This window comes from Burkholderia thailandensis E264 (genome assembly GCF_000012365.1).
Lineage (GTDB): Bacteria > Pseudomonadota > Gammaproteobacteria > Burkholderiales > Burkholderiaceae > Burkholderia > Burkholderia thailandensis.
In genome coordinates, this window is the sequence record NC_007651.1 from 2,865,163 (window position 1) to 2,879,734 (window position 14,572).

At 67.2% G+C, this 14,572-nt stretch carries 10 protein-coding genes and 2 tRNA genes; 5 read left to right on the forward strand and 7 right to left on the reverse strand.

The features are described from left to right. Positions 1-27: 27 nt before the first annotated feature. Both BTH_RS25015 and BTH_RS25020 read left to right on the forward strand, forming a co-directional pair. Positions 28-822: a cystine ABC transporter substrate-binding protein gene (locus BTH_RS25015; protein WP_009891398.1), complete on the forward strand. Its 795-nt coding sequence runs from the start codon at positions 28-30 to the stop codon at positions 820-822. Between the two features lie 128 nt (positions 823-950). After that, positions 951-1,610 (forward strand): amino acid ABC transporter permease, encoded by a 660-nt coding sequence (locus BTH_RS25020; protein ID WP_009891400.1) that lies wholly within the window; start codon positions 951-953, stop codon positions 1,608-1,610. 199 nt (positions 1,611-1,809) lie between these two features. Here the strand turns inward: BTH_RS25020 and BTH_RS25025 are convergent, their stop codons facing one another. The 6 genes from BTH_RS25025 to rnr form a co-directional block, all read right to left on the reverse strand. Continuing rightward, positions 1,810-2,793: a Gfo/Idh/MocA family protein gene (locus BTH_RS25025; RefSeq protein WP_009891402.1), complete on the reverse strand. Its 984-nt coding sequence runs from the start codon at positions 2,791-2,793 to the stop codon at positions 1,810-1,812. 94 nt (positions 2,794-2,887) lie between these two features. After that, a complete protein-coding gene (locus tag BTH_RS25030; protein WP_009891404.1) occupies positions 2,888-3,601 on the reverse strand; it encodes a FadR/GntR family transcriptional regulator in 714 nt (237 codons plus the stop codon). Positions 3,602-3,938: 337 nt separating this feature from the next. Further along, positions 3,939-4,634 carry a ribose-5-phosphate isomerase RpiA gene (gene rpiA, locus BTH_RS25035; protein ID WP_009891406.1) on the reverse strand — a complete coding sequence of 232 codons (696 nt, stop codon included), beginning with the start codon at positions 4,632-4,634 and terminating at the stop codon, positions 3,939-3,941. A 232-nt stretch (positions 4,635-4,866) separates the two neighbouring features. Continuing rightward, entirely contained in the window at positions 4,867-5,766 is a 900-nt protein-coding gene (locus BTH_RS25040; protein WP_009891410.1) for an N-acetylmuramoyl-L-alanine amidase, read from the reverse strand. A gap of 336 nt (positions 5,767-6,102) precedes the next feature. Next, positions 6,103-6,846, reverse strand: coding sequence for a 23S rRNA (guanosine(2251)-2'-O)-methyltransferase RlmB (gene rlmB / locus BTH_RS25045; RefSeq protein WP_009891412.1), 744 nt, complete (start codon positions 6,844-6,846; stop codon positions 6,103-6,105). Positions 6,847-6,977: 131 nt separating this feature from the next. Continuing rightward, the gene (rnr, locus tag BTH_RS25050) at positions 6,978-9,413 is read right to left on the reverse strand and encodes a ribonuclease R (protein ID WP_009891414.1); all 2,436 of its coding nucleotides are present in this window, start codon (positions 9,411-9,413) and stop codon (positions 6,978-6,980) included. Between the two features lie 224 nt (positions 9,414-9,637). On the opposite strand from rnr, the gene BTH_RS25055 reads away from it, so the two are divergent. Both BTH_RS25055 and BTH_RS25060 read left to right on the forward strand, forming a co-directional pair. Further along, positions 9,638-9,724 (forward strand) — tRNA-Leu (locus BTH_RS25055). Between the two features lie 156 nt (positions 9,725-9,880). Further along, positions 9,881-9,967: transfer RNA gene (locus tag BTH_RS25060), tRNA-Leu, on the forward strand. A gap of 265 nt (positions 9,968-10,232) precedes the next feature. On the opposite strand, the gene BTH_RS25065 is transcribed toward BTH_RS25060, so the two are convergent. Continuing rightward, positions 10,233-11,975 carry a methyl-accepting chemotaxis protein gene (locus BTH_RS25065; RefSeq protein WP_025404086.1) on the reverse strand — a complete coding sequence of 581 codons (1,743 nt, stop codon included), beginning with the start codon at positions 11,973-11,975 and terminating at the stop codon, positions 10,233-10,235. 922 nt (positions 11,976-12,897) lie between these two features. Between BTH_RS25065 and BTH_RS25070 the strand changes: the two genes are divergently transcribed. Continuing rightward, a complete protein-coding gene (locus tag BTH_RS25070) occupies positions 12,898-14,484 on the forward strand; it encodes a PA domain-containing protein (protein WP_009891420.1) in 1,587 nt (528 codons plus the stop codon). The last annotated feature ends 88 nt before the right edge of the window (positions 14,485-14,572 follow it).

A 14,572-nucleotide genomic window follows, 5' to 3' on the forward strand; every position in this document is an offset into this window, starting at 1 on the left:
CCCCATCCCAGGCAAGGAAACAACACAATGAAAATTGCGTCGCTGAAGAAGCTTCTGGTCGCCGGCCTGATCGGCGCGTCGTTCGTCGCCGCCACCGCGCACGCGGCGGATCTGCTCGACGAAGTCAAGCAACGCGGCACGCTGCGGATCGGCCTCGAAGGCACGTTCCCGCCGTTCAACTCGAAGAACCCTCAAGGCGAACTCGTCGGCTTCGACGTCGACATCGCGAAGGCGATCGCCGCGAAGCTCGGCGTGAAGCCCGAATTCGTCACGACCGAATGGAGCGGCATCATCGCGGGCCTGCAGGCGGGCAAGTTCGACGTGATCGTCAACCAGGTCGGCATCACCGACCAGCGCAAGCAGACGCTCGATTTCTCGCCGGCGTACACGTACTCGTCCGCGCAGCTGATCCAGCGCAAGGATGACGCGCGCCAGTTCAAGTCGCTCGAGGACCTGAAGGGCAAGAAGCTCGGCGTCGCGCTCGGCACGAACTACATGGACATGGCGAAATCGGTGCCCGGCATCGACGTGAAGACGTATCCGGGCGCGCCCGAATACCTGCGCGACCTCGCGGCGGGCCGGCTCGACGCGGCGCTCAACGATCGCCTGATGCTCGCGTACCTGACGAAGAACTCGCAGTTGCCGCTGCGCCCGGGCGCGAACGTCGGCTCGGCGAACCCGTCCGGCATTCCGTTCAGGAAGGGCAATCCGAAGTTCGCGAAAGCGATCGCCGACGCGATGACGCAGCTCGAGGCCGACGGCACGTTCACGAAGATCTCCGACAAGTGGTTCGGCATCGACGTGACGAAGCCCGTCAAGTAAGCGCGTCATCCGTAGTCCCGCCGCGCCATCCGGCGGCAAACGAGGGCGGCATCCGCAACGGTGCCGCCCTTTGCGTTGCGCGCCCGGTTTATGATTGCGCTTTCGCGTACGCCTCGTCCCCGCTTCAGATGCCGATCACTTCCCTCCTCGCCCAATCACTCCCGGTCTTGCTCCAGGGTGCGCTTCTGACCGTCAAGTTTGCCGTGCTGTCGATGCTGTTCGGGCTCGTCGGCGCCGTCGTGCTCGCGCTGATGGGCATCGGCGGCAGCCGGGTGCTGGCCGGCCTCGCGCGCGCGTACGTGAGCGTGATGCGCGGCACGCCGCTTCTCGTGCAGATCTTCGTCATCTATTACGGACTGCCAAGCCTCGGCGTGTCGCTCGATCCGACGCCCGCCGGCGTGATCGCGCTGTCCGCGAACGTCGCCGCTTACATGTCCGAAAGCATGCGCGGCGCGATCAACGGGATCGAGAAAGGACAATGGCTCGCCGCATACAGCCTCGGGCTGTCGTGGCGGCAGACGCTGCGCTACGTGATCGGCCCGCAGGCGCTGCGCATCGCGGTGCCGAGCCTGTCGAACAGTCTCATCAGCCTGATCAAGGACACGTCGCTCGTGTCGGTGATCACCGTCACCGAGCTCTTGCGCAGCGCACAGGAGATCATCGCATCGACCTATCAGCCGCTGCCGCTCTATCTCGCCGCGGCGGGGGTCTACTGGGTGCTGTGCCAGATCCTCGAATGGGTGCAGCGCTGGTACGAGCGCCGGCTCGCGCTGCCGAGCCGGCATTGAGCGGAATCGCGCGTCGCCCGGTGCGACCGGCGTGGCGCCATGCGCCGACCGCCGGCTCGCTCGGCGGCGGGCAAGCCGCGCGGCCTATGCCCCATGACCCCGGCCGCCTCGGGCATCCGAGCGTCGAGCGCGGACGGAACGGCGCGCCCGCCGCCGCACGCGCCGCCGCGAACGCGTCAGTCCAGCGGCGCCGCGCCCGTCAATCCATCGGATAGCGCACGCCGAGCGCCGCACGCGCGGCGTCCGTCATCGCGATCATTCGCCGCGAGTGGGCGTGCGTCATCACCGGGCTCTCGAGCTCGCCCGCGCGCAGCAGCTCGCAGAAGTGCGCGATCTCGTAATTAAGGCCGCCGCCGTCGAACGGCTCGTCGAGTTCGACGATGCGGCCGTCCGCATAGCGAATCGTCGCGCGCGCCGGATTCCACCAGTTCTCGTGAATCGTCACGCAGCCGCCCGCCGCCGCGAGCAGCGCATCGCCGCGCCCCATCACGTCGAGCCCGCAGAACAGTTGCGACACGCCGCGCTCGTGCCGCGCGTTGACGCTCGCGAACACGTCCACGCCCGCCGCGCCGACGCGGCCGAGCGTCTGCACGTCGAGCGGCGCGCCGAGCCAGTCGACGGCAAGAAACATCTCGTAGATGCCGATGTCGAGCAGCGCGCCGCCCGCCTGCTCGAAACGGTAGACGGGGTGATCGGCCGGCACCGTCGACGACGCACAGCCGGCGCGCACGAGCGTGACCTCGCCGATCGGATCGCGCTCGAGATGCGCGCGCAGCTTCCGGTACAGCGGATAGAACGGCGGCTTCATCGCCTCCATGAAGAGGCGTTTCGCCGCGTGCGCAGCGTCGAGCACGGTTTCGAGCTCGCGCGCGTTGACGGTCGCGGGCTTTTCGCAGAGCACCGCCTTGCCGGCCGCGAACGCCGCGAGCGCATACTGCGCGTGGCTGTCGTTCAGCGTCGCGATATAGACGGCATCGATGTCGGACGCGAGGAGCGCGTCGGCGCTGCCGCACGGCGCGCCGCCATACGCGGCGCAGAACGCGGCGGCCGCGTCGGCGCGACGCGCCCATACGCGCGACAACTCCGCGCCGCGCACGTGCGCGACGCTCTGGGCGAACCGGCGCGCGATGCTGCCCGCGCCGACGATGCCGAAGCGAATCGGCGTCGGTTGATAATCGGTCATCGAATCCATTCCGTGTCGCACAAAGAACCGGCATCGGGCCCGCGGCCCGGCCGGCCGTCATGATAAACGGCCGGCGTGCGACACGGCGCGGCGCTCAGTTGCGTTCGGGCATGTCGACCGCGAAGTCGCGCATTTCCTCCGCCGTGTAGTCGATCAACTCGAGCGCGGCCGCCTCCGCGTCGCGCGCGTCGCGCCGCTCGATCGCGTCGACGACGCGCCCGTGCGACTTGAGCGCGAGCGCGCGAATGTCGTCGCGCTGGCTCATCCGCGGGTTCACGACACGCAGCGCGCCGCGAATGATCGCCGCCATTTGCTGGAAAAACTGATTGCCGCTCGCATGCACGATCCGCGTATGCAGCAGCTCATCCGCCTCGTCATAGGCCGGTGTTCCCGGCTCGGCCAATTTGAACAGCTCGTATGCCTCCCTTATGCCGGCGATTTCCGCCGCCGTTGCGCGACTCGCCGCCTGCGCGGTCGCACGCGGCTCGATCAGCGTCCGGAATTCGATCACGTCGCGAATGAACTGCCGATCGGGCTTCGCCCGGAAACGCCAGTTCACGACGTCTTCGTCGATCATCCTCCAGTGATTCATCGGCCGCACGCGCGTGCCGACCTTCGGACGCACGTCCAGCATGTCGCGCGCCAGCAACATCGAGAGCGCTTCGCGCATCACGGTGCGGCTGACGTCGAACTCCTTCGACAACACGTCCTGCGGCGGCAATACGCCGCCATACTTGTCCTCGACGATTCCCGTGACAAGCCCATCCATCACTTTACTGACCAGTGACCGGTCCTTTCCCTGCTCCATGAGACCTCTCCCCGAACATCACCTGTGTTGGCACAATGCCCTCGCAGTCTCGCCGGCCCTCTGTATCGAAATGACACGACTATCAGCCTTTGTTCTTATGAACGATACGTTGCTGAGTTCGTCGCAATTGCGCTATCTGGTAAACACCTGACAGGGTAATCCCTCTTACTATATCCAGAAAAAAACAGCCTTAAAAAAACAGGTCCAGCAAGCTTGTTGCAAGCTTGCTGGACCTCGGATCGAACGGTGCGGCAAAGCGTCGGCAATCAATTTTTTATGATTGGAATTAACCGACTTTATTGCTTTAGCGCATCGAATTCATTATTGAATGATTTATTTAACGTGCCGCGTAACGGAGCGTCTCGACGCCGTGCTCGGTGCCGAGCAGGCAGAGATCCGCGCCGCGTTGCGCGAACAGGCCGACCGTCACGACGCCGGGCCAGCCGTTGATCGCCGCTTCGAGCGCGCGCGGATCGTCGATCCGCAAGCCCTTCACGTCGAGAATCTCGTTGCCGTTGTCGGTCACGTACGGCGTGCCGTCCTGCTTCACGCGCAGCACGGGCACGCCGCCCAGCGCGGCAAGCCGGCGGCCGATCGCGGTGCGCGCCATCGGCACGACCTCGACGGGCAGCGGAAACTGGCCGAGCATCGCGACGCGCTTGCTCGCATCGGCGATGCAGACGAACGTTTCCGCGACCGAAGCGACGATCTTCTCGCGCGTAAGCGCGCCGCCGCCGCCCTTGATCATCGCGCCGCTTTCGTCGATCTCGTCGGCGCCGTCGACATACACCTGCAGCGATTCGATCTCGTTCAGATCGAACACCCGGATGCCGTGCGACTTCAGGCGCTCGGTCGTCGCCACCGAACTCGACACCGCGCCGCGATAGCGATCCTTGACGGCCGCGAGCGCGTCGATGAAGCAGTTGGCGGTCGAGCCCGTGCCGACGCCGATCACCGCGCCTTGCGGCACGTTGTCGGTCACGTATCGGGCGGCGGCCTCGCCGACGAGGCGTTTGAGTTCGTCTTGGGTCATGAGAAGCGTCAAGCAATCGAAGTGCGAAAAGCACAAGTTTACCGGAGACGCTCCGTCCGACGGATATTTTCGTTGCGACGGCAGCGGCGGCGATCGCGGCGCGACGTGACACGCGCCGCCGCCGCGCTACCGTCGTTCAGATTGAGAATCGTTCAGCCGCGTCACCGTCATCGTTCGACTTGCCGATTGCCCGACGCCGACACGTCCGCTGCCGCGCGAGCGCCCGAAGCGCTCACTGCGCGGCCACGCCGCTCGCCGCATCGACCGCCGCCGCGTCGCGTTCGGGCACCGGCTGCGACGGCATGTACTTGTCGAGCAGCGCCTGCGCGATCGCGTCGGTTTCCGCATCCGGATTGCCCGCGTAATCGGTCGAACGAAAATGCATCTGGAACGCGGCGAACACGCGCCGCGTGCGGTCGTCGAGCACGCCGTCCGTCGCGACGTCGTAGCCGTAGCGCGCGAGCTTCAGTTGCAGCTCGCGCACGTCGACGAGCGACTTCGGCGGGCGGCCGGCGAGGCGCGCGGCCACCGTCTCGTCGTCCGGCCACGCGCCGACGCCCGCCTTCGCGAGCGCACGCCACGGAAACAGCGGGCCTGGATCGATCTTGCGCTGCGGTGCGATGTCGCTGTGGCCGACGACGCGCGTCGGCGGAATCTGGTAGCGCGCGACGATATCCTTCGCAAGCCGAACGATCGCGTCGACCTGCGCGGGCGGATACGGCGCCCACATGCGGCCGTGCGGCGTGTCGATCGGGCCGCGGTTGACGTTCTCGATGCCGATCGACACGCCGTTCAGCTCGGTCGCGCCCTGCCACGAGCTCACGCCCGCGTGCCATGCGCGCTCGCTTTCCGGCACGAGCTGATAGACGACGGGCGCGTGCCGCTTGGTGCGCGGGGCATCCGGCACGACGTAATGGGCGCTGACGTTCTCCTGCGTCAGCACGCGCAGCGATTGCGCCTCGCCGATCTCGGTGTAATGCATGACGAGGAAACGGATGCGCGAATCGGCGCTGCGCGCGTGAAGGCTCGTGTCGGCGTAGTAGTCGCCGCGATTGACGAGCGTGGGCGTCGTACAGGCAGCGGCGAGCACGCTGAGGCTCGCGAGAAGCGTATGGCGCAAAGGAAATTTCATGATGACGGCGCTCGGTGAATCGACAGTCGCCGGGACGGTCGTCCCGGCACGAGCGCTTCATTCTAGACGCTTCGTCGATCGCATTCCTGCGCGTTTCGCACCTCTTTTGCGAAAGCGGCGCACGTTGCGGCGACATGACGGCCATGCGCCGCGACATGCGAAGCATGTGTGCGAGCGACTCGCTCGATCGCCGCCGTCGCATTGCGATTCGCGCCGCATCGGCGTCGGCGGCGCGTTCGCCCGCCGCCACTGCGCAGCCGATAGAGCGCCACGAACGAGCAGCGCGCGCCGCTCACCCGCAAAGCCGTCAGCGGGCTGAGCGTACGCGCCGCGCGCCTACTTGCGCACGCCCCGCTGGCGCACCGCCTCGTACAGACACACGCCGCTCGCGACCGACACGTTCAGGCTCTCGACACTGCCCGCCATCGGGATGAACATCACTTCGTCGCACGTGTCGCGCGTCAGGCGCCGCATTCCCTCGCCTTCCGCGCCCATCACGAGCGCGACGGGGCCGTCGAGCTTCGTGTCGTAAAGGCTCGCCGTCGCGTCGTCCGACGTCCCGATCACCCACACGCCCGCGTCCTTCAGCTCGCGCAGCGCACGCGCGAGGTTCGTCACCGTGATGTACGGCACCGTGTCGGCCGCGCCGCTCGCGACCTTCGCCGCGGTCGCATTCAGGCCGGCCGCGCGGTCGCGCGGCGCGATGATCGCGTGCGCGCCCGCCGCATCGGCCACGCGCAGGCATGCGCCGAGGTTGTGCGGATCGGTCACGCCGTCGAGCACGAGCAGAAGCGCGGGCCCGGCGACGCCGTCGAGCAGCTCGGCGAGATTCTGCGCGAGCGGCAGATCCTCGACGCGCGCGACGACGCCCTGATGGCGCTCGGTGTGCGCAAGCCCCCAAAGCCGCGTCTCGTCGGCGGCGATGAGGCGCACGCCCGCTTCCTTCGCCGCATGCAGGAAATCCTGCATGCGGCGATCGCGACGCGTCGAATCGTAGAACACCTCCGCGACCGTCGACGCATCGTGCCGCATGCGCGCGGTCACTGCATGAAAACCGTAGAGAACCTTCAGACGTGACATGGCTGGAACAACCTTCGATCAAAACGCGCGGCCGCGCATCGCACGCGCCGCATGGAAAATGGAAAGCGCCGCGCGCCCTGGCGGGGCGCGCGGCGTTTCGGTCGGCGCCGCCGGATCGGCGACGCGCTCGATCAGTACTTCTTGCGCGAACGCGCCTTCTTCGCGGCCGGCTTCGACGCGGCGCCCTTCTTGCGGGCGGCCCGGGCCTCCTTCACCGCCGCGCTCGGCGCGCTCGCGGCCTTCTTGCGCCGCGCGGCCCCTTCGGCGGACGGCAGCGCGCGCACGCGCGGTCCGCCCGATTCGCCGGCGCCCGCCGGCGCCGCCGGACGCGGCGCCTTCACGGGCGTCTCGCGCACGAGGCGGAAATCGATCTTGCGCGCGTCGAGATCGACGCGGCTCACCTGCACGCGCACGCGGTCGGACAGCCGGTAGCGAATGCCCGTGCGCTCGCCGCGCAGTTCGTTCTTGACTTCGTCGTACTGGAAGTAGTCGGCGCCGAGCTCGGTCACGTGCACGAGGCCTTCGATGAAAAGCGCATCGAGCTGCACGAAGATGCCGAACGATGTGACGCCGTTCACCATCCCGCCGTATTCCTCGCCGAGCTTGTCGCGCATGAAATAGCACTTGAGCCAGGCTTCGACGTCGCGCGACGCTTCGTCCGCGCGCCGCTCGTTCGCCGAGCAGTGAAGCCCGAGCTCCTCCCAAATCGCCGCGTTCGACCGCGCGCGGCCGCGCGTCTCGTCTTCCTCGCGCTGCATCGCGCGCGCGCGCGGCGACAGCGCGGTATTGAGCTCGACGCCTTCCGGCGACTTCGGCGTGTACTTCTTGCCGGACAGGATCGCATAGATCGCGCGATGCGTGAGCAGATCGGGATAGCGGCGGATCGGGCTCGTGAAGTGCGCGTACGCGTCGTACGCGAGACCGAAGTGTCCGATGTTGTCGGGGCTGTAGACCGCCTGCTGCATCGAGCGCAGCAGCATCGGCTGCAGCATCTGCGCATCGGGCCGGTCGCGGATGTGCGCCATCAGCGCCGCGTAATCGCTCGCGTGCGGCGTGTCGCCGCCGCCCAGCGTGAGCCCCATGTCGCGCAGGAACGCACGCAGGTTCTCGAGCTTCTCGGGAGTCGGGCCCGCATGCACGCGGTAGAGGCCCGGGTGCTTGTTGCGCTTGAGGAAATCGGCCGCGCAGACGTTCGCGGCGAGCATGCACTCCTCGATCAGCCGATGCGCGTCGTTTCGCTGGCGCGGCAGGATCTGCTCGATCTTGCCTTGCGTGTTGCAGACGATGTACGTCTCGGTCGTGTCGAAATCGATCGCGCCACGCTTCTGCCGGGCGGTGAAGAGCGCCTTGTAGACGCCGTACAGGTTCTGCAGGTGAGGCATCAGCTCGGCGCGGCGCGCGGCCTCCGGCCCCTTCGTGTTCGCGAGCACCGCGGCCACTTCGGTATACGTGAGCCGGGCGGCCGAATGGATCACGGCCGGATAGAACTGGTATGCCTTGATGTCGCCGCGCGCGTTGATGATCATGTCGCACGCGAGCACGCAGCGGTCGACCTGCGGATTGAGCGAGCAAAGCCCGTTCGACAGCTTCTCCGGCAGCATCGGAATCACGCGGCGCGGGAAATAAACCGACGTGCTGCGCTCGACCGCGTCGACGTCGAGCGGGCTGCCGGGCTGCACGTAGTGCGACACGTCCGCAATCGCGACGATGAGCCGAAAGCCCTCGCCGCGGCCGACCGCGACGGGCTCGCAGTACACGGCGTCGTCGAAGTCGCGCGCGTCCTCGCCGTCGATCGTGACGAGCGGCACGTCGCGCAGGTCGACGCGATAGCGCAAATCCGCGGGCCGCACCTTGTCCGGCAACGCGGCGGCCTCGCCGAGCGCCTTCGGACCGAATTCGTGCGGCACGCCGTACTTGCGCACCGCGATCTCGATCTCCATGCCGGGATCGTCGATGTCGCCGAGCACCTCGACGACGCGGCCGAGCGGCTGCGAATGACGGCTCGGGAAATCAGTGAGCTCGACGACGACCACCTGGCCGACCTTCGCCTTCTTCACGTTTTGCGTGACGAGGATGTCGTGGCTGATCCGCTTGTCCTCGGGCGCGACGATGAGCGCGCCGTTCTCGTTCAGCAGACGCCCGATCACCCGCTTGTTCGCGCGCTCGGTCACCTCGACGACGTGCCCTTCCGGCCGGCCGCGCCGGTCATAGCCGACGATCCGCGCGAGCACCCGATCGTTGTGCATGACCTTCTGCATCTCGGCATTCGGCAGGAACAGATCGTCCTGGCCGTCGTCGCGGATCACGAAGCCGTAGCCATCGCGATGGCCTTGCACGCGACCGGCGACGAAGTTGGACGGATGCGTGAGCTGATAATGGCCGCGCTTGTCGAGACGGATCTGGCCGTCGCGCTCCATCGCGGCGACGCGGCGGAAAAATCCTTCGCGCTCCTGACGCTTGATCGACAGTGCTTCAGCGATGTCGTTCGCGGCAAGCGGCGCGTCGCTCGTGCGCAGCACGCCGAGAATCTCTTCGCGGCTCGGGATGGGATACGGATACTTGCTCAAGGGCTTGTCGATGATTTTTCTCGTTGCGTTTGGCTTGCGCGACCGCGGCAAGCGGAGCCGAACGGGCGCGCCGCTCATGCCGCCCCATTCTAACACCCGCCGCTGCGGCGAACGGACCGCGCACCGCGTATTGCGCCGCACGCGCGGCGGTGCGCGCAGCCGATGAAAAAGTATTGACAGGATCAATCGGCCGTCTATAATAGCGGTCTTTGCAGCACACACCTGCCCAGGTGGCGAAATTGGTAGACGCACTAGGTTCAGGTCCTAGCGGTGGCAACACTGTGGAGGTTCGAGTCCTCTCTTGGGCACCAGATTCAAAAGCCAGCGAAAGCTGGCTTTTTCTTTTTGAGTGTGAGGCTGCATGCGTCTCGTGAACACGGTCTTCAAGAATTTTTGGTCTCTCCCTAAATTTCTGTTGACAGATTTCATAAGACGTCTAAAATGGCGGTCTTGCTCGATGCAGCAGTGCCCAGGTGGCGGAATTGGTAGACGCACTAGGTTCAGGTCCTAGCGGTGGCAACACCGTGGAGGTTCGAGTCCTCTCCTGGGCACCATAAGCTGTATGACGCGATATCGAGCAATCCGAAGAACCCCGTAAATTTACGATTTACGGGGTTTTTTGTTGTTCGCGATCCGGAACGCCACGAGCCGGAACCCAATGAGGGCGTTGCCGAGTACGTCGACAGTTCGAGATCGGATCGCGCAATGCGCGCACGATCTCCGTCGCGGTTCGCGAACTGGAAGCGGCCCACTCTCGCTCCAACATCCGCGATATCGTCAACGGCTCCGCCCGCATCTCGCCGAAACGCCATCCCGCCCTCACGTTGCGAACCGCCCGGACGCCCCGGGCTGCGCGTGGTCATGCAGGCCCGCGCCGCCCGGCAGCTTGAAAATCGACGCCGCCGCGCGCAGGTTGCCGGCCTGATCGTCCATCGCCTTCGATGCGGCCGCCGCCTGCTCGACGAGCGCCGCGTTTTGCTGCGTCACGCGGTCCATCTGGCTGACGGCGGCATCGACTTGCTCGATGCCTCGGCTCTGCTCCTCCGATGCCGACGTGATCTCGCCGACGAGATCGGCGACGCGCCGGATGGCCCGCTTCACCTCCACGATGTGCCGCCCCACCTCGTCGGCCTTCGAGACGCCGTCCCGAACCGTATCGATCGACGTCTCGATCAGGTCCTTGATCTCCTTGGCCGCCGCCGACGAGCGCTGCGCGAGACTGCGCACCTCGCTCGCGACGACGGCAAAGCCGCGGCCCTGCTCGCCCGCGCGCGCCGCCTCGACGGCCGCGTTCAGCGCGAGAATGTTCGTCTGGAACGCGATGCCCTCGATCAACGAAATGATGTCGGCGATCTTGCCCGAGCTCGCGCTGATCGCGTTGACCGTGGTGACGAGATGCTCGACCGAGACGGCGCCCTGCTCGACGGTCGACACGGCATCGGAGCCGATCATGTTCGCCTGCCGTGCGTTCTCGAGGTTCAGCTTCACGGTCGCGGTGAGCTCGCTCATGCTCGCGGCCGTTTCCTGCAGCGACGCGGCTTGCTGCTCGGTCCGCGCGGACAGGTCGTTGTTGCCGGCCATGATTTCGTGGGACACCGTCGCGATCGCATCGGTGCCCGAGCGCACGTCGGATACGATCCGCACGAGACCGTCGTTCATCGTCTGCAGCGAGCGCATCACGCGGGAGATTTCGTTCTTCGCCTGCGGATCGACGCGGTCCGCGTCGAAGTGAGACGTCAGATCGCCCGCCGCGACGCGCCCCGCCGTCGAGGCGGCCACCTCGAGCCCCGCGATCACGCGCCGGAACAACGCGTGGAGCATCAGCGCGAAGCATGCGAGGGCGCCGATCGCCACCCCGGCCGAAACGGTCTTCCATGTTTGCGCCGTGGCCTGCGCGCTGGCGATCGCGCCCTCCGTGCGCGCGTCGAGCAGCTTCAGGAAGTCGTCGATCGGATGCATGATCTTCGCCTTGAACCGATGATAGTTCGCGTCGAACATCAGGCTCCGGGCCTTGTCGAGATCGGGCGGGCCTTGCTTCGTGAAATTGCCGGCGTCGTCGGGCGTCAATCCCTTGACGAGATTCATCGCGATCGTCTCGGTCTTCACGAGATCATTCGAGTTCTGCTCGGCGTCGTGCAGCTTCGCGAATTCCTCATCGGTGAAGCCGGCACGCTTCATCATGTCCTGCAGCGAAATCGTTTCGCCGTGCCCCGGCCGCATCGGTTCGTCGGCCGCGCGGAAGTCCCAGTAAATCCGATCGTAGTCGAGCGGGCGCGGCGCCTTGCCCGAACGAATCGCGAGCACCTCGTTGTATTGCTGTTCCCATTTGGCGTCGCCCGTCGCGACATAGGTGCGGGCAAGCCGGGTCAGATCATCGGAGCTGCGGCGCAGCTCGTTCGCGAGCTGCGTCGACACATAGCGCTGCTGATACGCGTGCGCGACGCGGCGATTCGCGACGTCGAGCCGCCATTGGCAAAAACCGATGGCAACCGCGGCGACGGCCAGCAAGCCCAGCAGCAAGGATGCGTATCTGCGCAACGAAAAGGTGTTCAAGAAGCCCACGATGTTCTCCGGTTTGGGTGCGACGCGGCGTCCCCTGTATATCGACCGTGGGGAGGCGCGCTGAATAAGTGGCATTCCCAATGCGTTGTCTTCGCGATGACCGCTCGTTCCGTACGAGGAGAGATTTCATCTTTCTTGCCGTGCGCGCGTCGCCCATCTCGCAAACGGGTCCGGCCGACTTCGCCAAACGAACTCGTTCGGAACGCCAACGAATCGCTTTCGCCTCGAATAGGCTGCTTGTGCGTCGAGCGCGCATCGCATACGCGCTGAGCCGCGAAAGCCGAGCCCCGGCGGCTCCGGCACGCGTGCGGCCTCGTGCTCGCGGGCGCGCCGCCCCGACATCGAGCGCGCGCTCGATCGCGTTTCCGGCACAATGCGTTTGATCTCCGGCGCCGGCATTCGTATAACGATCACAGGCCCGGCACGAGCCGGGAAGCCCATCGCCGCCGTCATGCGCAACCGTCCGAATGCACGCCGGCGGCCCGCTAACGGAGCCCGTTCGTGGCGAATCCGCTCTCCAGGATCGAACGCGTCGTCGATCTGATGTTCCCTGACACGCCGCCGCGCAAGCGGCGGCACCGGAATGCGCGGACGGCGGCAAGCGCCGCTCCTGCCCCGATGCGGCCCGATGCGCGCGGGACGTGCCGTCGCGCATCGCATCGCGCGGGCGCCGGGCGGCATTGTGTCGTCCACACCGCCGAGCGCCCGGAAACGTGTCGGCGGATTCGGCCAGCGCCGCGAATGCACGCTGAAAATCTGCGGAACGCACCCCGCCGGCCGCATCGCGACGCCCCACCGGGACTTCCGTTGGCCGTCGCCCGTTTGGCTCGGCCAAACGGCGCCCCATGCTCCTTGCACTGCGGCCGGCAATGCACGTTCGCAAGCCCGTCGTCAACATGAACAGGTCCTGGAGGAAACGCGAATGGCCTCGCTCAAATCATGGACGCGCCGCCTGCTCGGCGCTTCGGGATGCGCACTGTCGCTCGCGCTGTCGACGCTCGGCGCCGCGCATGCGGACTCCGCACCCGACGCACCGCCGAGCGCATGGCCGAGCGCCGCACTGCCCGATCGCGCCGCCGTCGACGTGGACGCGTCGCAGTTGCTGCCGACGCCGCAGCTCGTGCGATGGCAGATCGACCTCGACCGCCGCGGCCTGCGATCCACCGGCTCGCCCGCGCACGAACGCTACATCGACGTGCTGCACCGCCGCCTCGCGCGAGCCGGCGTGCCGCAGATCTACACCGAGGCGGCGGCGCTCACGCGCTGGACCGCGCGGCACTGGCGCCTCGACGTCGCCGACGGCGCGCCGCGCGAACGCATCGACGTCACGGGCTACCTGCCCTATTCCGGCGACACCGGACGCGACGGCATCGTCGCGCCGATCCGCTATCTCGCGGCCGGACAGATGCCCGATGCGGACGTGGCGGGCAAGATCGCCGTCGTCGAATGGCCGTCGCTGCCATTGTCGGGCGCGTTCTTTCGCGAGCACGCGCTGCGCGTGTTCGATCCGGACAATGCGTTTCCGCCGTCCGCGCCCTATGTCCGCACGAGCTTCATGCTCGGCTCGCTCACCGCGATGCTCGACAGCCTGCAGGCAGCAGGCGCGGCGGGCGTCGTGATGGTCGCCGATACGTCGAGCGCCGAGGCGACCGATCTGTACGCGCCCTACGACGGCCGGCTGCGCCGCGTGCCGGGCCTCTTCGTCGATCGCGCGACGGGCGCGAGGCTCGCCTTGCTCGCACAGCGCGGCGCGACGCTGCGGCTGTCGCTCGACTCGAGCGTCGAGCACGTGCGCACCCGCAACCTGATCGGCATCATCCCGGGCATGAGCGACGAGCTGACGATCGTCAACAGCCATACGGACGGCACGAACGGGATCGAGGACAACGGCCCGAACGCGATCGTCGCGATCGCGCAATACCTGAGCCGCCTGCCCCGTGCGGCGCTGCCGCGCACGGTCATGATCCTGCTGTCGAGCGGGCATTTCGCGGGCGGCGTCGGCGCCGAGGACTTCCTCGCGCGACATGCGCGCGACGGCCTTGTCGCGCGCATCGCGTGCATCGTGACGATCGAGCACCTCGGCGCGCAGGAATGGCTGCCGAACGCGCGCGGCGCGCTCGCGCCCACCGGCCGCGCGGAGCCGACCGCGCTCTTCATGCCCGCCGTGCCGGCGCTCGTCGATGCGGCCGACGCGCTCGTGCGCCGCGCGAACGCCGCGCCCGCGTTCGTGATGCCGCCGCTGAATCCGAATGGAGACGGCAGCGCGGACGACGCGGTCTGGCCCGGCGAAGGGCAGTACTTCTGGGGTCTCGCGCACGTGCCGACGATCAATCTGATCACGGGCCCCACGTATCTCCTCGACTACGGCGTGACGACGGCGGACAAGATCGACTATGCGCGCCTGCGGCGCGAAATCGCGGCGACGACGCAGGCGCTGCTCGATCTGTCGCGAGTGCCGTTCGCCGCGCTGCGCGCGGTGCAGCTGGCCATGCGCGCGGCGGCACCGTGACGCGTGCGTGCCGCATCGCGTCCGGGAAGGCGGCACGGGCACGAACGGTACGCATCGCGGTTGGACCCGGCAGCCGCCGGCGTCGACG

Coding starts and splice junctions, on each gene's coding strand:
- BTH_RS25040 (WP_009891410.1), bottom strand. CDS start 5,766: ATGAAATTTCCTTTGCGCCATACGCTTCTCGCGAGCCTCAGCGTGCTC.
- BTH_RS25025 (WP_009891402.1), bottom strand. CDS start 2,793: ATGACCGATTATCAACCGACGCCGATTCGCTTCGGCATCGTCGGCGCG.
- BTH_RS25070 (WP_009891420.1), top strand. CDS start 12,898: ATGGCCTCGCTCAAATCATGGACGCGCCGCCTGCTCGGCGCTTCGGGA.
- BTH_RS25030 (WP_009891404.1), bottom strand. CDS start 3,601: ATGGAGCAGGGAAAGGACCGGTCACTGGTCAGTAAAGTGATGGATGGG.
- BTH_RS25020 (WP_009891400.1), top strand. CDS start 951: ATGCCGATCACTTCCCTCCTCGCCCAATCACTCCCGGTCTTGCTCCAG.
- rlmB (WP_009891412.1), bottom strand. CDS start 6,846: ATGTCACGTCTGAAGGTTCTCTACGGTTTTCATGCAGTGACCGCGCGC.
- BTH_RS25015 (WP_009891398.1), top strand. CDS start 28: ATGAAAATTGCGTCGCTGAAGAAGCTTCTGGTCGCCGGCCTGATCGGC.
- rpiA (WP_009891406.1), bottom strand. CDS start 4,634: ATGACCCAAGACGAACTCAAACGCCTCGTCGGCGAGGCCGCCGCCCGA.